This is a genomic window from Stenotrophomonas sp. GW821-FHT02D01, from assembly GCF_059421765.1.
This window is the reverse complement of the sequence record NZ_JBWKVP010000001.1, coordinates 532,817-554,648: the sequence shown is the minus strand read 5'-3', so window position 1 is coordinate 554,648 and position 21,832 is coordinate 532,817. Positions and strand designations below refer to the sequence as shown.

General features: G+C 59.6%; 19 protein-coding genes. 4 read left to right on the top strand and 15 right to left on the bottom strand.

From position 1 onward, the window contains the following. Positions 1–67: 67 nt before the first annotated feature. The 5 genes from AC07UW_RS02585 to AC07UW_RS02565 all read right to left on the bottom strand — a co-directional run bounded on the left by AC07UW_RS02585 (position 68) and on the right by AC07UW_RS02565 (position 3,354). The gene (locus tag AC07UW_RS02585; RefSeq protein WP_059033628.1) at positions 68–622 is read right to left on the bottom strand and encodes an OsmC family protein; all 555 of its coding nucleotides are present in this window, start codon (positions 620–622) and stop codon (positions 68–70) included. A gap of 117 nt (positions 623–739) precedes the next feature. Continuing rightward, a complete protein-coding gene (locus AC07UW_RS02580; protein ID WP_495211357.1) occupies positions 740–1,423 on the bottom strand; it encodes a DsbA family oxidoreductase in 684 nt (227 codons plus the stop codon). Between the two features lie 112 nt (positions 1,424–1,535). Continuing rightward, on the bottom strand, positions 1,536–2,099 hold the full coding sequence (locus tag AC07UW_RS02575; protein WP_495211356.1) for a TetR/AcrR family transcriptional regulator: 564 nt from the start codon (positions 2,097–2,099) through the stop codon (positions 1,536–1,538). A gap of 95 nt (positions 2,100–2,194) precedes the next feature. Then, positions 2,195–2,536, bottom strand: coding sequence for a carboxymuconolactone decarboxylase family protein (locus AC07UW_RS02570; RefSeq protein ID WP_495211355.1), 342 nt, complete (start codon positions 2,534–2,536; stop codon positions 2,195–2,197). Positions 2,537–2,559: 23 nt separating this feature from the next. Further along, a complete protein-coding gene (locus AC07UW_RS02565) occupies positions 2,560–3,354 on the bottom strand; it encodes an SDR family NAD(P)-dependent oxidoreductase (protein WP_495211354.1) in 795 nt (264 codons plus the stop codon). 294 nt (positions 3,355–3,648) lie between these two features. On the opposite strand from AC07UW_RS02565, the gene AC07UW_RS02560 reads away from it, so the two are divergent. Then, entirely contained in the window at positions 3,649–4,194 is a 546-nt protein-coding gene (locus tag AC07UW_RS02560; protein WP_495211353.1) for a helix-turn-helix domain-containing protein, read from the top strand. A gap of 27 nt (positions 4,195–4,221) precedes the next feature. Here the strand turns inward: AC07UW_RS02560 and AC07UW_RS02555 are convergent, their stop codons facing one another. From AC07UW_RS02555 to AC07UW_RS02520, 8 genes are all read right to left on the bottom strand, one after another. Continuing rightward, entirely contained in the window at positions 4,222–4,455 is a 234-nt protein-coding gene (locus AC07UW_RS02555; protein WP_495211352.1) for a hypothetical protein, read from the bottom strand. Between the two features lie 898 nt (positions 4,456–5,353). Next, positions 5,354–6,076, bottom strand: coding sequence for a hypothetical protein (locus tag AC07UW_RS02550; protein ID WP_495211351.1), 723 nt, complete (start codon positions 6,074–6,076; stop codon positions 5,354–5,356). 156 nt (positions 6,077–6,232) lie between these two features. Then, a complete protein-coding gene (locus tag AC07UW_RS02545) occupies positions 6,233–7,036 on the bottom strand; it encodes an SEC-C metal-binding domain-containing protein (RefSeq protein ID WP_495211350.1) in 804 nt (267 codons plus the stop codon). Positions 7,037–7,729: 693 nt separating this feature from the next. Beyond that, a complete protein-coding gene (locus AC07UW_RS02540; RefSeq protein WP_495211349.1) occupies positions 7,730–8,581 on the bottom strand; it encodes a hypothetical protein in 852 nt (283 codons plus the stop codon). Positions 8,582–9,413: 832 nt separating this feature from the next. Further along, positions 9,414–9,959: a hypothetical protein gene (locus AC07UW_RS02535; protein ID WP_495211348.1), complete on the bottom strand. Its 546-nt coding sequence runs from the start codon at positions 9,957–9,959 to the stop codon at positions 9,414–9,416. Beyond that, the gene (locus AC07UW_RS02530; RefSeq protein ID WP_495211347.1) at positions 9,952–11,724 is read right to left on the bottom strand and encodes a site-specific integrase; all 1,773 of its coding nucleotides are present in this window, start codon (positions 11,722–11,724) and stop codon (positions 9,952–9,954) included. The genes AC07UW_RS02535 and AC07UW_RS02530 overlap by 8 nt, the downstream gene beginning before the upstream one ends. Then, a complete protein-coding gene (locus AC07UW_RS02525) occupies positions 11,725–13,773 on the bottom strand; it encodes a hypothetical protein (protein WP_495211346.1) in 2,049 nt (682 codons plus the stop codon). Continuing rightward, positions 13,745–14,869 carry a tyrosine-type recombinase/integrase gene (locus tag AC07UW_RS02520; RefSeq protein ID WP_495211345.1) on the bottom strand — a complete coding sequence of 375 codons (1,125 nt, stop codon included), beginning with the start codon at positions 14,867–14,869 and terminating at the stop codon, positions 13,745–13,747. Before AC07UW_RS02520 ends, AC07UW_RS02525 begins: the two co-directional genes overlap by 29 nt. Before the next feature lie 514 nt (positions 14,870–15,383). Between AC07UW_RS02520 and AC07UW_RS02515 the strand changes: the two genes are divergently transcribed. Further along, positions 15,384–16,415, top strand: a complete 1,032-nt coding sequence (locus AC07UW_RS02515) for a LacI family DNA-binding transcriptional regulator (RefSeq protein ID WP_495211344.1) — start codon at positions 15,384–15,386, stop codon at positions 16,413–16,415. A 94-nt stretch (positions 16,416–16,509) separates the two neighbouring features. Here the strand turns inward: AC07UW_RS02515 and AC07UW_RS02510 are convergent, their stop codons facing one another. Both AC07UW_RS02510 and AC07UW_RS02505 read right to left on the bottom strand, forming a co-directional pair. Next, positions 16,510–18,564 carry an ATP-binding protein gene (locus tag AC07UW_RS02510; protein WP_495211343.1) on the bottom strand — a complete coding sequence of 685 codons (2,055 nt, stop codon included), beginning with the start codon at positions 18,562–18,564 and terminating at the stop codon, positions 16,510–16,512. After that, a complete protein-coding gene (locus AC07UW_RS02505) occupies positions 18,554–20,050 on the bottom strand; it encodes an ATPase domain-containing protein (protein WP_495211342.1) in 1,497 nt (498 codons plus the stop codon). The genes AC07UW_RS02510 and AC07UW_RS02505 overlap by 11 nt, the downstream gene beginning before the upstream one ends. 335 nt (positions 20,051–20,385) lie before the next feature. On the opposite strand from AC07UW_RS02505, the gene AC07UW_RS02500 reads away from it, so the two are divergent. Together AC07UW_RS02500 and AC07UW_RS02495 are read left to right on the top strand one after the other, a co-directional pair. After that, entirely contained in the window at positions 20,386–20,850 is a 465-nt protein-coding gene (locus tag AC07UW_RS02500) for a GNAT family N-acetyltransferase (protein WP_495211341.1), read from the top strand. A 72-nt stretch (positions 20,851–20,922) separates the two neighbouring features. Then, complete coding sequence (locus AC07UW_RS02495; protein WP_032975880.1) at positions 20,923–21,822, top strand: ABC transporter ATP-binding protein; 900 nt, start codon at positions 20,923–20,925, stop codon at positions 21,820–21,822. Positions 21,823–21,832 lie beyond the last annotated feature (10 nt).

Below are 21,832 nucleotides of genomic sequence, written 5' to 3'. Positions count from 1 at the left end.
CTCTAATGGGTGCGCAGCCCCGCGCTGGGGCTGCTGATTGTTAGGCAGGGTCCGACCAGCTAAAGGCTCAGCCTTCGACGACTTCCAGTTTGGAGACCATGCGGATCGCCTTGGAGAAGTTGGCCAGGTTCACCGAGGTCTTCGTCACCACCGCGTGCAGTTCCTCCAAGCGCTCGCGCGAGGCGTCCGTGTTCAGACGAACCACGTAGGTGACCTCGTCGTAGCCCGGGTTGACGCTTTCGTCCAAACCGAGGAAACCACGCAGGTCCAGTTCGCCGTCCGTCTCGATCTCCAGGCTGTGGACGGTGATGCCCATGGCCGCTGCGTTCACCACGTAGCCCACTGTCAAGCAGGCATTGAGTGCTGCCATCAGCAGCTCCTGCGGATTGGGAGCCGAGTTCTGACCGAGCAGTTCGGTCGGCTCATCGGCAGCAATCTCGAAGTGGCGCTCGTGTTTCACCCCGGCCATCGAGTAATGGTTGACCGTGGCGACAGAACGGGTCTGGCCGTCCCACTTCGTCTTTACATTGAAGCGGGCGTTACGCTTGGATGCGTCTTCAGCGACGCCTTTGGCAAATTCCTGAAGAGCGGCGACGTCGATACCATTGGGCTTGTTGGTCATTTTCGTAGTTCCTTTCTAAGTGCGCTCACGCGCGGTGGGTCATCCGGGCGCTAAAGGCCGGGGCGTGACCGAATTGGGATTTGGCTGAACAGTTCTGTTGCTTTGGCGGTCAAGGAATCAGTGCGCGCAGCCATCGATTCCGCAGCTTTCGCCTTCGCCGGCGACACTCATTGGAGCTGGCATCTCACGGGCTGCTTCAAGGATGGCGCGTTCAAACACATCCACTTCTCGAGCGCCGGAGACAAACATCTTGTTGTTGAACAAGAACAACGGCACGCCATTGGCGATCTGGTTTGCATCCATTTCATCGCGTCCGATCTCAGCGGCGATGCGCTCAGAGTCGAACTCGAACAAGGTGTCCGTCACGCCGATCTCTTTGGCAAGCGATGCCAGGACGTCCTGGTCAAAGATGTCGATGCCATCGGTGGTCGCTGCTTTGTAGATGCGCTCGCTCAGCAACTGGGCCACCACCGGGGAGCGGATACTCTTGACCAGCGCATGCGCAACCGTCGTATCACCGAAACGCATGGTGTCGAAGTTGTAGACCAAGCCTTCCAAGATGCCATTCGTGCTGACGGCCGCCATCATCCGATCTGCGCCCGCCGGACCGCCCAGCTTCTGATACAACGCGGTCTTGTAGTCCATGGGCTTGACCCCTCGCGCAAGGCGATAGGCCTTGTGAGTCACCTCAACCTGGACCTGCCCTGCGAGCGAGACAACCGCATTTTCAAAGCGTTTCTTCGCAATCCAGCACCACGGACAGACGTAGTCCGACCAGATGTCCACCTTGACCGTTTTCATGAAGCTCTCCATTGATCCGAGTAGATGCGAACTACCATTCAGTCGGTAGGCTAAGCATCTGTAAAAAATGCCGTGCGAGCCCTCAGTGCTTGAGGGCGGCACCGCGATAAGGTCAGGCGTTTTCGACGATCAGCCTGATGACACTTGGCTGCAACGAGTCGGCGTCTTTGGTGGCCCAGTTGATGAAGCTGGAGCCCTCCAGAACACTGAGAAGCAGGAATGCTTTCTGCCTGGCGCCACTGCCTTTGGGGATTTGCTTGAGCTTGATGCCTTGCTCAAGCATCCGGGTGAGCCAGGTCAGCTGCATCTCAAAGAACCGCTGAGTCAATTGCTGCATGCTCCGTGGCAACGCGGACATCTCTGCGGCCAGCGCCCCGCATAGAGGGAGCAACTTACCGTCGTCACTAGATTTAAAAATCTGGAAGAAGGCTTCAAGGCGGGCAACCACATCGCTGTGCTGAACCTCAACACGATCAAACTCGGTGCGGACACGTTCAATGTAGTCCTCCACGATTACCCCGCCCAAGTCTTCTTTGGTCGGGAAATGGTGATGGATGCTTGCCTTGCGAATGCCGACAACCTCAGCGAGGTCCGCGTAACTGAAGGCGCTGTAGCCGCGGGTTCGCATCAGGTTTTCAGCGGTGTGAACCAGGGCGTCGCGTGTGCCAACGGCCATCTCGATACCTCCACTTTGATGAGATCAACTCTACCTACCAAATGGTAGTTCGTCAATGCCCAACGACAACCTCATTGCCGTCGTTGGGCTGCGGTTTACGCACCAATCTCGTCATACGCCTCAAGAGCGCGCGAGGAGTAGACATAGGCGGCGCCGGCATTGAGTGCGATGGCGGTGCCCAGGGCAGCGGCGATTTCTTCCTTGGTCGCCCCGGCCTTCTTGGCCGCGCCGGCATGTGCAGCGATACACCCATCGCAACGGGTGGTCACAGCCACCGCGAGCGAGATCAGCTCATGGGTCTTGGCGTCCAGCACGTTGCCCTCACGGGTAGCGAGCTCCAGCTTATGGAAGGCGCTGGCCACAGGGGCATTGGTCTTGTTGAAGCCACTGACACGCTTGATGAGCGACTTCAGCTCTTCGGTCCACTTCTTTTCCATTTCGATCACCTTTGTATGTTGGTTTAATTGCCGAGCTTGCGAGCAGCCATGACGCCGCCATCCACGTCCCAGACTGCGCCGGTAACCCAGGAGGCCTTGTCCGACAGCAGGAAGATGACGGTCTCTGCAACATCGCGCGGCGTGCCATTGCGACCCAGCGGGTGGAAGCTCTTGAATGCATCCAAAGCCCCTGTGAGTTGCTCGCCCGGGATGAAGCGCTCAAAGATCTTCGTCTCCACCATGCCGGGGCTGACTGCGTTCACACGGACGCCGTGCTCCGCCAGCTCTGCAGCAACGTGCCTGGTCATTGCATCCAACCCCATCTTGGCCATCGAGTAAGCCGGGGCTGTAACCGTCTCGATCGCTTGGCGTGCCGCCACAGCAGTGACGTTGACGATGGACCCCGACTTCTTCTGCGCGACCAGCGAGGCTGCAACTTGCTGGGTGATGAAGAACAGCGAGCGGTTCAGATCGAGGAAGTTGTTGTAGTCCTCAATCGAGTGCTCCAAGAACGCCTTCGGATAGAAGATGCCTGCCGTGTTGACGAGGAGGTCAATGTCACTGTGTTCCGCCGCCAGCTTTGCAAGCAACGTTTGCACGCTTTCCGGGTTCGAGAGATCTGCGGCGAAAGCAGCTGCCTTGCCCTCCCCCGCTACGGCCGCCAACTGCTGGCGCGCAACCTCTGCCTTTTCCGGGCGATTGCCGACCACAACGACCGCGCCGCCCTGCTCGGCCACCATTTGGGCGACCTCCAGGCCGATCCCACTGGTGCCGCCCACGACCAACAACTTGCGACCGTTGAACTGTTTGATGTCCATCTGATTGGCCCTCATGCCTACCTAGTGGTTGGTAGGTTATGCCGATGATCGATGGGTGTCAAGAACGACTGGCGGACTTTTCATTCATCTTGTTCAGGTCTAGCCCTGAACCACCTAGCGAGCCCCTGGGCCGCACTTGGTCAGCCATTGCAGGTCGATGAATAGTGGAGCGCCGCCAAACGGGGCGTCAGAGCGTCCTGACCTCGGAAATGTTTGCCTGCCCGAGCACGCATGCCGTGCCGAGCGCAGTGCTCTTGCACGGCTGCATGGTGTTCGCTGGGCGGCATGCAAGGGTTGAGCAAGGTGATGCCGGCGGTGATGTTGGCCGATGGCAACGGCACGCAGTTCCCTGGGCTGTTGCCTATGGTCGACGCGATGAAGCGCGAGGTCTGCTCCGGACGTATCGGATATGCAGGAATATTCTCCCGGCTGGCGGATGCAGTGGCCGCCATGATCGTTCGTGACTGGGTCGAGCGCGGTTGCGACGGCGCATCCGGCCTGGTCATGGCCATGCGCCACCCGCGTCTATCGCCGTCGTTGCTTGCCCTGCACAAAGATCCTGGGCGTGACTGGACCGTTGAAGCGCTGGCTGCAGAATCCAACATCTCACGTTCTGTCTTTGCAGACCGGTTCCAGACCGTTATTGGAACCGCGCCCCTGCAGTACGTGACCGAGCTGCGAATGCAATTGGCGAGTCAATGGCTGACCCACCAAAGCCTCTCCATCGAGGTAGTGGCAGAGCGTCTCGGCTACGCGTCGCAGGCCACTTTCAGTCGCGCCTACAAGCGCGTCATCGAGAACTCTCCTGGCGCGACTCGCCGACCGCGCGCATTCCGCTGATCGTGAGACGGTGCCCGACAGCCCTTGCTATGGATTGCCGAGCACGCCGAGGTACGACCGACCTACCCGGACACCACCCATGTCGCGCAGGCCCACTCGGTTGGCGACGAAACTCCAAGCGTGGCGGTCGTTGATTCCTGACGGCGGCTTCCAGCCACACATCACCAATGAATGGTTGGATCTGGTGATCTCTAGCTGCACAACAGACCGGTAGATCACGAAACGGGCAATGTCCGCTTCCGGCCAATAGCGGACATTCATTTGTTAGCCGCGTCCAACGGGCGGGCGCCACATGAACCGGACCGACTCTGACGACCTGTCTCGTGGGACCAACATGCGAACGTACGATTTCTCGATGTGTGGCCTGGCGTCGGCTGGCTTGTAGATTTGCAGTTCATAGAACAAACGCTCCGTGGGAACGCTCCCGATGATCTGCTCCCAGTCTGCACCTGGCGTGCCGCCCGTGAGTAGACCATGCATCCCCAGCTCATCGAGCTCAGCAGGCGTCAAGTGATCGGCAGCCGCAGTTCGGAAAGCCAACCTCGCGAGCTCCTTGGCCTCGTCAAATGTTCTCCGAGAATACTGATGACTCATGGGAGCAGCGAACTTTCCAGATGACCGCTTTGGGTCGAAAGCGGAGAATAGCACCGGACTAACGCCTACGCAGTGCTGATGTCTGCTTCCGGACCACAGCGGACATAACAAGCCACTTCGGAAATGCGGGTAACCAGCCTACGTGGAGCTGTGAGGCCTCGAATCTGCGCTTGACATTGACATCTAGATCGCGAACGACGACCACTGGCACGCGCGTGGCACGGGGCCGCCTGGGCTACAGATGCCCCCCCTCCCCCGTTGCGATTGAAAACAAGTCGGCGGCGATGCGTCCAAGTTCATTGAGATACTCCAGCTCCAGGACGTTCACGTAGTTGCGACGTTCGGGGCCGAGCGCGGCACCGGCACCTAGTCCTGCACACGCTCACGCCAGCGCTCTGCGCCGCGGTCGGCCGCGACACAGGCCATTTCTCCTCATGCCGCCCAATCGACGGTGCACGTCCACTCGGGCGCTCTCCACAACCTGCGCGAACCAAAGGGCGTGTGTTCTGGCGACGGCACTGACCAAGATCCCGCTGATGTACTTTAGGTGCGTGCGATGTCCGGCCTACACGCCCTTGCTTGCAAGCCACGCCTGCAGGTGTTCGACGCGCCAAGCGAGCAGCGTTTTCGTCTTCTGGTCCCACCGACGGAGTAGTCCCGTCACGACCGCGTCCTCCGGCGTCCAGACTCCACCGCGCCCCGTGACTTCCAGGTACCGCGTGTTCCAGACAAGCGAGCCGCTAAAGCCCTCAGCATTGTCGTATCGCGTCTCAGATCTCAGCTCGGGCGACGTCCCGAACGTGAACTGAGTATGGAGCGGCTCCCAAAACAGTTCGAAAAACTCGTCGTCGCCTGACTCTTGGACCTCTTGGGTGCAGTAGCCAGACGCGTTGACCTGGTGAACGGCAAAGGCGTAGCGGGCGTTCTCACCGGCGTAACCTCTGAAGAACATCAATTCTTCTTGGCAATGCAGATCATGCCTGCGTGCGATGCGACAGGGCGCGATTGCGCGAGCCTCATTGTCGTGACGCCCCCATGACGCGGCCGGTACGATCTGAAACGCGGCATCAATCGGATGGGGATCGGCCACCCAATCCGAAGACGGCTCTAGTCCCGCGCCCTCCCCGTTGAACCGGAAACAAACCGCTTCGCCCCGAACAACGTGTTCGCAGGTAAGTAAAACGATCTTTCTGTCGCGTTCAAGATAGTTACCGCTACCCTGCAGATAGGCGATCTGACCGTCGTCTGAGACCAGCGGCGTCCCAAACGCGCGGACGTGGTCATTCATGCGATCGGTCACTGTGCTAACAATCAATTTCCATTCAGCTGGGTCCACCATCTGATCCTCATTTGTGCATGTGCCGAAATCTGTCGCCTGAATTTCACCTGCGAAATCCGAAATTTAGCTGGCGATTTCGAATCGGCGGTGGTGCGCTGCAAGGATTCAATCCTCTGCACCGCGTATCAGAGCGTGTGTGTGCCCTTGCAGCCAGAGGAATTGCCCGATCTTCAACACGCACAGAACAAGAATGAGGGATGCGTCCTCGCTCTGATATTCGGTATTGAGCCCATGCAGGACCGAGTTCCGACCAAACTCGTCCTGCGTCTGATTGCCTGAGAAAAGTCGGGTGATGAATGCGTTGAAGTACCGTACGTCGTCATCCACAGTAAACATCAAGCGAGCGTTCCAAATCTCCCTCGGGATGGTTGGCTTCACCTGTTCCGCTGGAGCCAACCCCCCGATGTCACGCAAGAGTCCTTCGATCTGCGCAAAGAGCGCCGGGATGGAGGCACCGTACTTCCCAAGGAAGTGAACCTCCACGGCCTCCTTTAGGAGACCGTGACGACGCGCAAAATACGGGCTCCAGCGGGTGGCCTCTTTGATGAGCGACAACACCTGCTCTTCCGTGCAGTTTTTTCGAAAGACTTCGATGACTCGCTCTCGGGTCAGCGTGCCGGCGTTCAGCGCCTCCATGAGTTCCAGGTGCTCAAGCACGGTTGCATGCCCGAAGTAGAACAGGTCTTGGTCCTTGCAGAAGTTATGAAGCGGCAGATTTGTCGACGCGAAATGATTGAAGACATCTGTCGTGAGATCTATCTCGTGCTGCTCGCCACAGTCGTCGCAAGCATTCTTGAGCTGGACACGGCGCTCCTGCGGGCGCATGCCTATGCAGCAGTACTTGTATTTCTGGCCGGAGTTGCAGGAGCACGGGTCATTTCGGCCGGGGACTTTCTTGGTTCGAGTCATGCAAAGGTCATCAAGCGTCGAGGGCGATAGTACCCGTGTGCCGCTATCATCTCATAGGGCCACCGCCTTCGAAATATTGTCCGGCAAGACGATAAGGAGCACACTCGGCGATGCCAGAATAACCGGCGCTGACCGAGGCTAATGCGATGGGCAGCGGACTGAGCTCGGGCTAGAGCTCGGTCATGAAGCCCCAGGACGTGCACTCTGAAACAGCGGCACTGTGAGGCAGGGTGACTGAGCATCTCACTATCTTCGAACTCCGGTCCTCCGTGAGTTTCAGGTGAGCGCCACCCGTGATAGCGGCGCCAAAGCTAGCATCTGAGAGACATTGCCTCGTGTGTGCGCATAGGGATCGCAACTATCGACTAGTGTTAAGAAAGAAAGTTCCTGGGAACTGATATCCGCGTTGGGTCGGGTGGCTTTCCACGGCCCCAAGCGGACATCCGCGGTACGAACGTGTTCAGCACGTAGCGTCATAGCTTTGCTATTGCTCCGCGCGCTCCAAGAAGTCTGAGCTAGGCTTCAACTGCCGTGGGCACCCGGGGAAGCAAATTTTCTACAAAGTGAGTCCGATGGGATTCCTTGATTCAGCAGCGTCACTTACGCATCAGCCGCTGAACAGTGCAGGGCACTTCCAAAAGAATCCAGGGGATGTCGGCTTTGCGGTTGGCCGTCAGGCTGATTGCGGATTGTCTAACCGCCACCGCTGTTGGTGACTCCAAGTGACCATATCAATCCGCAACCAAGGAGAACTGTGGCGACCAATGACATGGTGGTCGAAAGTAGCTCAGCCCCCCATGACCCGTACAGCTCTCTATCGACCTTTGCCTTGTGCTGGAAGTACCTCTTCTGAATCAGCCCGGTGATGATCACTGGGATCAATAGGCAGCTCGAATTGGCTATCCAATTGGCCGGGGCTTCAATCCATGCCCAGTTGTTGAGGGCGAAGCTAAATGCATAAACCAATATCCCCATGTAAAGTCCGCGGGACGCGGACTGAACCAAAAAATAGTGGACACCGACTACGGGCTGGTGGCCACGAGACCGATAGTAGAGCGCAATGAAGCACTTATACCAAGTCGCACGGAAGCAACCAGCCAAGAATATAGATGTTGCGACAGCGAAGATCATTGGTTTGCCCAGAATCATGCCAAGCACCAAGTCGAACTGTTGCTTTGCACCTTCGCTCATCTGAAAGGCGTGAGTCGCTTCTAGCTTTCTAATGGACATCGCGGCTAGCTCTTGCATTGCCGATGCCCATAGGCCTCCAGCCGTCCAGAGAAAGACGCCAGCGGCAATCAGAGAGGCAAGTACCCCTTTCCGCTGTGAATTGGAGAATCGAGCAGGGGTCGCGATCAGCGGAAAGAGGAGTAGCACGGCAATCGGATTGATGTTTAACCACTCTCTGACCAGGCGAATCTTTCGTGCCAGCCACTTGATCGCTGTTTGGAGGCGTCCATTCGATGATTGATGATGGCTAGGACGCTCGGAGCCATCTGAGTTCGGAGTGCGTGTACGTTCCGGACGATCAGTTGAGTTGGACATGCTCTATCACCAGTGAGGCTGCTGAAGATTCGGTGCAGTCTATGACCGACGAATCCGCGCGCGGCCATTGCTACTGGTCCACTTGGTTGCGCCATCGAAGCTAAAGTTCTGCGACTGACCGCCGCTTAGGTCGCGGCTCTCTACCTGTCTCTATCGAGGTCTGTCTCGCTGGTTGGCGAGCATGCTCGGGCGATTTTAGGGCTGCCCTTGCAACCTGGAACCGAGGCACTCTTCGATCAAGAGGGGCTCCTGCGTCAAGCCGTGCTTGGAAGGGCGTGAAGTGACCTGCGGATCGGCCGTGAGCCGCCACAGATGGCACCGGCGCAACGCATATGTACGTCACCTCTATGTGGCCAAGAAGGCGGCGGTCATCATCTATAGTCATTGCCAGCAACTCTGCCATCCGCGACTCATAGTCGGTCAACGACATTTCTGAAAAGGAAATAGCCGCCGCCCCACGCGAGACAATCAGGCCGCTGAGGCGGACGTGTCGCCGATGTTGACATCGATGTTGCTGGGGAACTGATCGCATCTGCGCTGCAACAATCTATCCTGACCTTCCGCGATGAGATCAACTTTATGTAGCGGCGATGCAGCGACTGCCGCTCATTAGGCGACTAGTGTGACCGGTGTACATTCTCAGCTCGTCTGATAACGCCATCGTACCTCAACAGACCTGCACTCCTAAACGCTTGGGCGTCAAATCGCGCATTGATCACGGCCTTTCGTACAATGCCATTGACGGAATCCCTACCGGCGTCGATGGATTAGCGTGAAGCGCCAGTCCAGCATCTGCTGGAGAACATCCTTTCGCCCGTCGCGCGATGACTAGCTACCCAACCGATTCTCTCCACCGATCAAGGAGAACCTGTGCATCAGTCATCTCGGGCTTTCCTGCAAATCGCCTTTCAAACTCCAAGATGATAGTTCGACAATAAGCCGGGGACGACTCCTGCTCAGCTAGTAACCTGGCAAGCACATACTTCTCCATCTCTAGAAGCTTCTCCCTTCCTCGCCCAGTTCTTATCTGGGAGGCCAGGACGAGTAGCTCCTTCTCGAGAGTAACCATCTGATCAATCAGAGCAATGTTCTCGCTTCGAAGCGCATCGCGCTCAGACTCCTCGCTGCTCTTCGCCTTAGCCTTAGCCTTTACCGCAGGAACCGGTGCAATCGCGTCGTCCAGAACTCGCAGCAGGTCTGCGTGCACAAAATTTCCAACCTTGTCCTTCCGATAAAGGGTGGAACGCCCCACCTGCTCTCCATTGGGTAGTAGCGCACCGCTAACAACTTCAGCCCGGGTGAACTTTTTGCCTGTGGCGACAAGGCGCTCAAGCGAGGAGAGAACTGCTGCTCGGAATTGCTCTGAAGGCTTACGCATGCCCAAGCTCCTTTCTGATCCAACGCAGCACTCGTTTACACATCACTATGGCTCTTCTTGACGCAGCGCGCAGCTCGGGATAGCCCGTCGTTCGAAGAACCACCTCATGACGCTCCAGACGGGCCATCCAAACCGATTCCCGCTTTAGATCGACACCAAAATTTGGACAGCCCGCACACATCTCAGGGGTCCGATTTCCATAATTGGGCATCACGCCATCAAGCGAACACTTGGCACGCTTGGCCCTACCAGCCGACATGAAACAGTAGCCGTCTGAGTTCGCAACAACCCTAAGTCCATGATCATCGACGATTCTTCGAACGATCACGTCCACCGAATGGGGATCTACGGTAACCACTTGCGACTGAAGGATCCTCAGGTAGCGCCTCAGGGTCGATGAGACACCACCGCCCAGTTCACGCATACCGAGCAACGATTCTTCAAGAACGTGGACCGTAAGCTCTCTTACTGCTTCGGGCATAAAAGACCATGAATCCTCGTCGTCAATGTATGCCTTCGTGAATCCTGGATCATTGTGGAGCATGACTCTGGATAAAAAGAAGAGGTCTTCCATCTCGAAACGCCACGTCCAAAGGAGCGCATACGCCCGACGGAATACGTGTGGTCGCAACTTATTAGCAATGCCTATGTGGGCGGAAAAAGCGTCAAGAAGATTGTAGATACCCCGTGAATCGAGTACCCATCGGGCTCCACCTTTCTTTGAGCAACTATGCTGGAATGGAACCCGAAGCAGCAATGTCCTCTCACGCGAACGAAGCCGCGTCTCCTTGGTGAGACCGCGGATTACATCTAGCGCCTTCTTGACCGCGTCAATCAGCGGGCGCGATGTTCCTCGCCCATCAGCGCATCTGGCACCTTTGTACTCTCTACTGGCCAGATCTACACTTTCGTTGATAGTTCTAGCGACATCTTCCTCTTCGATCGCCGCGCCCTCATGCTTCCTTGCTGAAGTGAATGAAAGAAGGACAGCAATGCATGCACCATATGTGGCTCGAACCTCTCGGAATAGAGCGCTGGATGGCCGACCACACTTGCGCTCAAACCAAGCACTGCGAGATGAGTCACTTCCGGTGTAGCTTATATATAGCTGTAGATCAGCCAGGAGGCTTGGCGCGGCGTCAATCAACGCAAATGCCTCATTAAGGATACCGAACAGTTCCTGAGGAGGAATGGTTGGAGTGTGGCCGTCTTGAACCCCGATACGGCGAGCAATCGCTGCACGCTCCCGATAGCCGAAGGGTCTTACCTCAGGTCCTTGCCCGATTGAGCTACGCTCTCTCCATGCGTAGCCAAGAGCAGCGAGCCTAGCCTCCGCAGCCGATTTAGATAGTTGAAGTTGCCTAACATAGTCGATGTATGCGGTCGTATGACTACAACCAAATTGACGAATTGAGATCAACGCCTGATCGAAACAGCAGAACATGCAGAATGCCCTAACGCTCCGAGCCAGCACCACCACGGTGCCGGTGCTACGTATGCGAGAAGACGGCGAGTCGCAAACTTCCTTGACGAGCTGCTGCCCATAAGCCATCCACGTCGGCCAAGCCGCATACATTACGGCCTCACGAAGCTCGCCACTGACATCCCAGCGAACCGTGTAGTATGAGGGTGCCACTCCTGGTACCCGGCCCAAGAAATGCCAGGTGCTGTCCGTAAAATCACCGGACAGCATCTCGTTCAACAACGAGAAAACTGATCTCTGTTGATCGAAAACTTGCACTTGCGCGTGATTCCGACTGTCCATCTACTCAATCCTTGGCAGAATGATGCAATCGGCGGTTGCTTGCGCCCTCTTCCTCTGAGAGCTCGGCACCTTAGAGAGGAGCACATGGTACTCAGCAAGACGCGCCTGCCAGTAGCCGAACCAACGAGCGGGACTCTCAAACATAAGACGAGCCTCACTTGCTTCAATCTCGCGGACCCAAGCCAGCCACAGAGACACGGCCGCGTCATCGGTAAGCACCACATGGGCGACTTCTGTGGCCTCCGTCTTTCCTGGCTCTTCCCGAGCAAGCTTCATCCCAACAGCCACGTCCTTGACTTCACTCAGCAATCTCTGCTGAAAATCAAGCTGCCGGCTACGAAGTTTTTCCGCCACGTTCACGCCACGAACGTAACCAGCCGTCGTTGAGTACTGCTGGTGATGGAGCTTACTCTTGATCTTACCGATAGACGCCCCCTGCAGATGCAGCATGGATGTTATGGTCGATCGAAAGCTCCTCGCGCAAGGCTGATTCTTGATTGAGTCAAGAAAAGGCACTGATTCGGCGTATGCCCCCATTGCCCGAGCAGCCATGTCGCTCGCATCGGCAATCTGATACTTGCCAATGCCAGACAACCTCTTCTTCCCACCAATCCTCAGCATGAGCGGACAATGCTCCTTCTTTAGCCAACCCTGTCCACCTGGCGTTTCAAGCAATGCGCGGCGATGAATCTGTTGATAGCGCCGCACGAGGATCATTGCTCGATCACTACCGTCAATCACTTCAGTCACCGCCCCGCCTCTCTTCTTCCCCAAATGGACGTCCCAAGACCCATCTAAAGCTCCCTCCAACACCGTTTCAATGGACGAGTGAAGAAGGACCGATGAGACGTTAGGGGCAAGTTCTTTGTGCGAGAGAAGCATCATCATCAGATGCGCATGCAGTTTGCTACTCGGGAAGAAAGCGGAAACAACCCTTGAAGGAGGCCATCCACGGAACTTGAGATAGTCGACAACGCCTTCAGGCCACAAGGACGATATGGGGAGAAGGCGGCCATACGACGTATAGAGGAGACCTAGCGCACGAGGAACCGTACGTTGATCAAGCTGCGCGTGAGTCCAGCGATTGACGTTCTTAGCTGCATTCAACGCAGCCGGGCCTGCCGATTCGGCGAGGGAGCGGAGCATCTCGCGATCATCAGAGAAGATCTTTCTTACGTCCGTAGAGGCAAAGCCTCGAGCCTTCAAAAACAGGTAGACACCAGGCGGCCACTGATCAACTGCTGGAAGGTCGAATCCAAACTTGGCATAAAGAATGAGAAGCGCTTCATCCAACGACCTACCTGGGCCATAACTGCCGTTGAAGCTGATACACGCTCCCACCTCTCTTGGCCCCAACTTACACAATTCATCGATCAATTGATTCGCAAGCTCGCAGTCCTCAATTCGAGATTCAAGCTGATCCATCGACAAACTATGCACAGCCTCAATCGCCGCAATATCAAACAGCAAAGTGATGGCCGTCGAATTAGTCAAGCGTTGATCGGACTTGATCCTCTCAAGTCGCTCTTCATTTCCTGGCACCACGCTGCCCACGCCGTCTCCCGCCAACTGGGAAAGCGTTGGATAGGGCTTCTTAATCGTCGGTTTAAAGTTGAGCGGCAGGCTCTGCTCCGGAACAACACCCAGGCTCATAAGCCTTAGGACAAAACCTCGCGCTACTCCGTACACTTGACTCTTGGTGTTGGCCTGCGAACGGGCATCGCCATTGAGTTGTGATCTGTATATCGCAAGAGACTCAGCATCAAGCTTTCCATTCGCGGATTCGGCGCATCGAAAGTAACGAAGCAGCGTGTTTGCGACTGACGAAGGCGAGGACTGGTCGCGCAAGTAAAGATTGGCTTGATAGAGAATCGCGCCTCCTGACTCAATACCTTTTAGAACTTCGGCGTTGATTCGCCTACCTGGGCCGCAGAGCAAGACCCAATCCTTCACCGGAACATGCTTGACCGCACCGTCCGCAACAGGAACAAGGAGCGCATCCCTCTTCAGTCGGCTGCGGCTACTTGAAGCTTCCGCTGAACCGCTCATACGTGTAGATCTCCAAGCTTTTTTCGTGCTTGTGTCTCGTACCGACCTGCGCTATGCGCTCCGATTCGCGGACACCTGCCTCATCGAGTCGTCTAATTAACCTGGTTGCGAAGTTATGTCGCAATCCATGTAACCAAACTCGCTGCTCCTCCTGCAGATCGCCTGAGGACACCGCTCTCAAGTATGCACGCCGTATCGTGTTTGAGAACGCCTTGGCGGACATTCCTCGCCCCGTAGTTTCCGAGATGAATACTTCAGGCGGCTCCACATAGGGCTCTCTTTTCACCCGAGCCCTCTTCTTGAATTCACCTATAACGACGCGGCGCTGGTGTTCAATGTAATTCCATGTCCTGACAAGGAGAACGGCCGACACAGTGAGTGGCGCCTTGGATCCTCCCTTCGCCTTATCTAAATCAATCCGCAAGCTGTATCCACCCACTACTGCCTCTTCTGCAGATGCTCTAGTTGGCAGCTTCGCCATCGTTAAGCTACAGATCTCGTGCGCGCGTATACCTGAGTTACTACACCAATCAATCATTAGATCTGACTTGAGAGACGCCGAATCCTTAGATCTTGCGTGGAATTTTATCTTCTCGATCCATTCGGACCTCGGCGCCTTGGCCGAGCGCTTGTCTGTTGATTTATCCTTGAATAGGGGATGGGAAATAGAGTCGTCATCCCTAGTCACAATTTGAATTGCATACAGATCACCGGTCCCGCATAGCAGGTGAGAATATCCACGAGTTTCAGTCCAGTGGCAGTAGGAAATCACTGATCTCAGGACTTGGCACGCATAGTTCTCTGTGTTCTGGATTCCAATGGAATTGAACCTACTCAGGATCGCGCCCTTGTAAGCAGCGAGCCAAGACTCGTCTATCGAGCTCAGGTCTCGCTGATCGGCCTCCAACTGCGAAGTCAGGTCCAGCAAATGCACCGCACACGTCCGAACTGATCCAACCGTTCGGGTTCTGAGCAAATGAAAGAAGTACTCCAAGGAACGCCGATCAACCTTAAGCGCCTGAGTAATGATGATAGGAAAGCCTTTGGCTGGACTTCCTTCGATTATTGCTGAATGCGTACATCGGAGGTGCGCCATTCAGAACCTCACCGCCGGAGCGAATGAGGCTAGCTTCTCACAAAAATCGTTAAGAAGACTTCGGCGAACACTCGCCTCGTCTATTCAGCTAGGACAGCTGACTTGGCACTTTTTCTGAACAAGATTCTGAAGCGCCGCCCGGCAATTTTCGAAAAGCTATAGCGAGGAAGCGCTCATTCGAAGAATCAGACGAGGTGAACAAAGATGACTTTGTTGATGCCGCGCGCCATAGGTACCTTCGTCCGTTGTCCAAGGGCAGGCCGCCAGTGATAGCACGTCCCCGGGCGGGGGTGCAGAGCGCTGGGGTCGCCCCCGGGAAATTTGGGGGAATACGAGAACGGGTCATCTTACCATCCCCTCGGCCGACACCTGGGTCGGGAAAGCCCCCGGCCATGGCCGGAATCCGGCCTGCCGCCCCCCGGGCAGGGCACTGCGCGCGCCCTGCCCCGGCGCGCGGCGCCAGCCCATCGGCGCCCCATGGCATCATTCCCCGATCATTTCCCTGCCGGCCCCCATGACCATCAAAGGCAAAGCCACCTCCCTGGACATCGCCCACCTGGCCGGGGTCTCCCAGCCCACGGTGTCGCGGGCCCTGCGCGGCAGCCCGATGGTCAATGCCGAGACCCGCGAGCGCATCCTGCGCATCGCCCGCGAGCTGAACTACAAGGTCGACAAGAACGCCTCCAGCCTGCGCCTGCGCAATGCCGGCACGCTGGCCCTGCTGTTCTTCGAGGACCCGACCAACGACGACTCGCTGATCAACCCGTTCTTCCACTCGATGCTGGGGTCGATCACCCGCGCCTGCGCGCTGCACGGGCAGGACCTGCTGGTGTCCTTCCAGCAGCTGTCCACCGACTGGCAGGCCGATTACGAAGACAGCAACAAGGCCGATGGCATCATCCTGCTGGGCTATGGCGACTACCACCAGTCGCGCGACCGCCTGCAGCGGCTGGTGGAACAAGGCACCCACTTCGTGCGCTGGGGCGCGGCCCTGCCCGGCCAGCCGGGGGTGTCGATCGGCAGCGACAACTTCCAGGGCGGGCATGACATCACCGCCCACCTGCTGGAACAGGGCTGCCGCCGCATCGCCTTCCTCGGCCATGCCTCCAGCCATTACCCCGAATTCCAGGAGCGCTATCGCGGCCACGTCGAAGCGCTGCGTGCGCATGGCCTGACCGCCGACCCGGCGCTGCAGCACGATGCGATCACCACCGAGGCGTCCGGGCATGAGGCGTGCCTGTCACTGCTGGCCCAGGACCGTTCCATCGATGCGGTCTGCGCGGCCAGCGACCTGATCGCCATCGGCGCGGTGCGCGCGCTGCGCGAACAGAGCCTGCGGGTGCCGCAGGACGTGGCGGTGACCGGCTTCGATGACATCCCGCTGGCAGCCTCGGTGTCGCCGCCGCTGACCACCGTGCAGCAGGACACCAAGCAGGCCGGCCAGCTGCTGGTGGAGAAGCTGCTGGCGCTGATCGGCCGGCAGCCGGTGGAAGGCCAGAGCATTCCGGTGAAGCTGGTGGTGCGCGAGTCGTCGCTGCGCACGTAGCCCTTCGGTGGAGCCAGGCCATGCCCGGCATGCATGCGTGGGACGCAAGGCCGACGACAGCCGGGCATGGCCCGGCTCTACAGGACCTGCATCGCTACGCGCCGCCCGGCATGGCCGTGCGTACCGCCATGCTGAATTCATCCAGCAGGAAGGGCTTGGCGATCATCGCCATGCCTTCGTCCAGGAAGGCCGCGCGCTCCTGTGCCTTTTCCGCATAGCCGGTCATGAACAGGATCGGCAGCGCCGGTCGCGATTGCCGCGCGATCTCCGCCAGCTGGCGCCCGTTGAGCCCCGGCAGCCCGACATCGGTGACCAGCAGATCGATGCTCTGCGCCGAAGTGAGGATGGGAATCGCCGCATCGGCATCACCCACCACCTGGGCGTGGTAGCCCAGGTCTTCCAGCACCACCGTCACCAGCATCCGTACCTGCTCGTCATCCTCCACCACCAGGATGGACTGGCCGGCGCCGCGGCGGATCGGCTGCGAGGGTGCAGGCGCGTCCTCCACAACGGCCTCCGACAACGGAATGAACAGCAGCACCGTCGTCCCTTCGCCGACATTGGACTGGATGGCGATGTGGCCACCGGACTGCTGCATGAAGCCGTACACCATCGACATGCCCAGCCCCGTTCCCTTGCCGATGGGCTTGGTGGTGAAGAAGGGCTCGAAGGCGCGCTCGACCACTTCCGGCGCCATGCCGGCACCGGTGTCGGCCACCTCCACCAATGCGTAGTCACCGGCAGGCACGGCCGTGTACTGGCCTTCCCTTACGCTTACCGACGAGGCACGCAGAGTCAGATCGCCGCCGTCCGGCATCGCATCACGCGCGTTGATGGCCAGGTTCAGCAGCGCGCTCTCGAATTGGTTGGCATCCAGCGTGGCGTGCAAGGGCAGCGGCGAGGGTTCGGCGCGGATGCGCACCGCCTCGCCCAGGGTGCTGTGCAGCAGGTGCTGCACCGAAACCAGCAGCGTGTTGAGCTCCACCGGACGCGCATCCAGCGACTGCCGCCGGGAGAACGCCAGCAGGCGCTGGGTCAGTGCCGCCGCACGCTGGGCCGAGGCGGTGGCGGTGTCCAGGAAACGTTCGAGGTCGTCGACCCGGCCCATGTCCAGGCGCAGCCGGACGATGTCCAACGCGGACAGGATGCCGGTCAGCATGTTGTTGAAATCGTGGGCGATGCCGCCGGTCAACTGGCCGATCGCCTCCATCTTCTGCGACTGTCGCAACGCAGCGTCGCTGGCCTCGCGCGCCGCCATCTGCGCTTCCAGTTCACGGGTGCGCTCGGCCACCATCGCCTCCAGCGCGTGCGCGTGCTGTTGGCTGCTGGCAAGGGCCAGCTTGGCCGCGGTGATATCGGTGACGAATACGTGGAAGCCGTCGATGCGCCCCTCGCCATTGCGGCGCGGCGAGTAACGCACTTCGCAGTCCCGGCGCCCATACACGCGATGTGGCCAGACGATCTCGAACATGGCCTCGCGACCGGCCAACGCTGCTTCCATCGCCGGGCGACGCTGCTGCCATACGGTCTCGCCGATGACCTCGCGCACATGCGTGCCGATCACTTCGCCGGTAGCCAGTTCGAACCAGTTTTCATAGGCCTTGTTGGCGAAGCGGAAGCACAGCGAGCGGTCCACGAATGCGATCAGCACCGGCATTGCATCGGCGATCAAGCGCAGCTCGGACTCGCTGCGCGCCAGCGCCGCACGGCCATCGGCCAAGGCGGTGACCTGGTCGCGCACCACGAACTGCTTGCCGCGCGCGCGCAGCGCGCCCTGCACAGCGCTGAGCAACGACATGCTGCCCAATGGCCGGTCCATCTCCACTACGTTGATCGAGCCGGGCAACAACGGTTCACGGGTGGAACGCCGGTAGGAACGTGCCGAGCGCAGCAGGATGAACGGAATGTCCGACCAGGCCGGCTGCTGCTGCAGCGCCTGCAGCAGTACCTCGCTGCCGCGTGCCACCGCTTCCTGGGTCACCACCACCAGCCCGGTGCAGTCATCGAGTTGCTCAGCCAGCACTTCCAGGCTTGGCGCGATGCCCGTCCTCAACCCTGCGCCGGCCAGCACCGCCGCGATGCTGTCGGCATCACGGCCGAAGGGAGCGACGATACGGACAACGGTGCCGCCCTCATCGCTATCGGACATCGGACTGGCCCAGCAGCGCTGCGCTGTCGCCGACGAACTCCGGCGTGCCGGTGAGGATGCCCTGGAAATCGGCCAATGCGGCACTGACCGTGATGCCGCGCCCGTCGATCTTCAGTTCGCGGATGGTGTCTTCATGCGCACCGCCGCGGTTCTTGATCACCGAGATCGCCTTGCGGATGCGTCCCTTGGCTTCGAAGAATCGGAACAGCACCACCGCATCAGCGATGTAGGACACATTGAGGCTGCCGGTGGACATGGTGCCGACCAGCCCATGCTGCGGGTTGATCATGAAGGTCGCCACACCCTTCTGGTTGAGGTAGGACAGCATCTCGTGCAGCTGCAGCATCAGCTGTTTTTCCTGCGGCATGGCGGTCACGTAGCCGTTCAGGCTGTCGATCACCAGCACACGGCAGTTGCGCTCCTCCACGGCCTTGCGCAGGTTCCATGAGAACTCCCCGGGCGACACTTCGGCCGGGTCGATCTGCAGGATCTCCAGCAGGCCGGAGCGCAGATGCTTGTCCAGATCGATATCCAGCGCCGAAGCGCGTGCCAGCAGCGTGCCCACGCGCTCGTCGAACTCGAAGATGCAGCTGCGCTCGCCGCGCTCGCAGGCCGCCCACACATACTGCAGCGCCACGTTGGTCTTGCCGCTGCCGGCCGGGCCGGTCAACAGGGTGGAGGTACCGCGCAGCGGACCGCCGCCCAGCAGCCGGTCGATCTCGGCCACGCCGCTGCTGATGGGCGTTCCGACGAACCGTCCGTGATGTTCCGAGGCGATCAGGCGGGGGAAGATCTGCACGCCACCGCGACGGATCACCATGTCGTGGTAGCCGGCAACGAAATCGACGCCCCGCAGCTTCTGCACCTGCATCCGGCGCCGCGCAGGGCCGAAGTCCAGGGTCAGGCGTTCCAGCGAGACCACGCCGTGGCACAGGCTGTGCAGCTGGCCGTCGCGCTCATCGCCGGTTGACGTCAGGTCGTCCACCAGGAAAACCGTCGCACTCTTGGGCGCGAAGAACTGCTTGAGTGCGAGGATCTGCCGACGATAACGCAGCGAATCCTGCGCCAGCAGGCGCAGTTCCGACAACGAATCGAACACCACCCGGGTCGGTCCGATGCTGTCCACCTTGGACATGATCAGGTTGACCGTCTCGTCCAGCTCCATTTCCCACGAATGCAGCACCGACTGCAGGCGGCCATTGCCCATGGCCCCTTCGGCCGAACCCAGCTCGAACAGGTGCAGACCGTCCAGCGACCAGCCGTGCGCCAACGCGACTTCGCGCAGCTCCTCGGCGGTCTCGGACAGGGTGATGTAGAGGCAGCGCTCGCCGCGCCGCAGGCCTTCCAGCAGGAACTGCAGGGACAGCGTGGTCTTGCCGGAGCCCGGCGGCCCCTCAAGCAGGTACAGCCGCGCCTGCGGCAGCCCGCCGCCAATGATGCTGTCCAGTCCTTCAATTCCGGTTGTGATCCGCATGCGTGCCTGCATCGACGTCGACGTTTGAGGGGGAAAGCCTATCGGCGCCCCTGTCGACGCATTGTGTGATCCAGCGCAAGTCCAGATCCGCATTCAGAATGCCTTCACGGCGTTGGCGCCGGTTCCGGCCTTGGGCCCGCACGCCAGTGCCGACGCGCGTGCGATGCGCTAGATTGGCGCCACGACGCACCAATCCACCCTTCCGGGAGAAGGCCTTTGTCCTCCGCCAGCATTTCCCACACCGCACCGGTGACGGCGGCGGACGGCGTGTTGCACCTGGGCTGAGGCCCACGCTCCTGCCCTCGTACCGGCAATGCCCTTCCGGGCAGTTCCCTGTCGAGGTTCCCATGCTCATTCCCGCATCCGCGCACGACGTGCGCGCTCTGCTGTCCTGCACCGATCCCGCTGACGAAGCGGTCGCCCCGCCCGATGTGATCGCCATGCTGGCCGACCTCACCGCCTCCATCGAGCCCCGCTTTGCCCCAGCCGCATGGCGGATCGTCGAGGCCGGCCACACGGTGGGCCTGCTGTCCCTGACCTGCGCGCCGCGCGCCGGCGTACTCACCCTCGGCTATGGCGTCGCCCCGGCCTACCAGGGACGCGGGCTTGCCGGCGCCGCACTGGCCGCGTTCGTGCAATGGGCGTGGACCGACCCGCGCGTACGCATGCTGAAGGCGGAAACCGCCGTGGCCAACCTGCCCTCGCAGGCTGTGCTGCGCCGGAACGGTTTCTGCGTGGCCGGCCAGCGCATGGATACCGAGGACGGTGCGCTGCTGTGCTGGCAGCTGGGCCGCCCGCCAACGGCACCATGACCAAAGGGGCATGACGCCGCCCCCGTTCAGCGCGATAAACAGCAGATCAACACACGGAAAGGTGTACGTCGCATGCTGAAGATCGATTCGCTGTCCAAGACGTACGCCAACGGCGTACACGCGTTGAACGGGGTCACCCTGGATATTCCCCGCGGCATGTTCGGCCTGCTCGGGCCCAACGGCGCGGGGAAATCCTCGCTGATGCGCACGCTGGCCACCCTGCAGGAGGCCGACAGCGGCAGTGCCACCCTGAGCATTCCGGGTGAAGCGCCGATCGACGTGCTGCGCGACAAGGATGCCGTGCGCCGGCGGCTGGGCTACCTGCCGCAGGATTTCGGGGTGTACCCGAAGGTCAGCGCACTGGATCTGCTGGAACACTTTGCCGTACTGAAGGGCTTGACCCAGCGCGGTCAGCGCCGCGAGGTGGTCGATGGCCTGCTGCAGCAGGTGAACCTGTGGGATGCACGCAAGCGCAAGCTGGGCACCTACTCCGGCGGCATGCGCCAGCGCTTCGGCATCGCCCAGGCGCTGTTGGGCGACCCGCGCCTGGTGATCGTCGACGAACCCACCGCCGGCCTTGATCCGGAAGAGCGCAACCGCTTCCTCAACCTGCTTGCGGCCATCGGCGAGAACGTGGCGGTGATCCTGTCCACCCACATCGTCGAGGACGTGACCGACCTGTGCCCGACCATGGCGATCATGAACAAGGGCCAGGTGCTGCTGACCGGTCGCCCCACCGATGCGATCGAGGCATTGCAGCAGCAGGTCTGGCGCAAGCAGGTGGAGCCTTCCGAACTGGCCGATCACGAGGCGCGCTACACGGTGCTGTCCTCGCGCCTGGTCGGCGGCCGCCCGGTGATCCACGTGCACAGCGCCAGCGACCCCGGTGATGGCTTCACTGCGGTCGCCCCCGATCTCGAGGATGTGTACTTCCAGCGCCTGCGCCTGCAGGCGCGTGCCCGTGCAGCCTGAGCGGAGCACA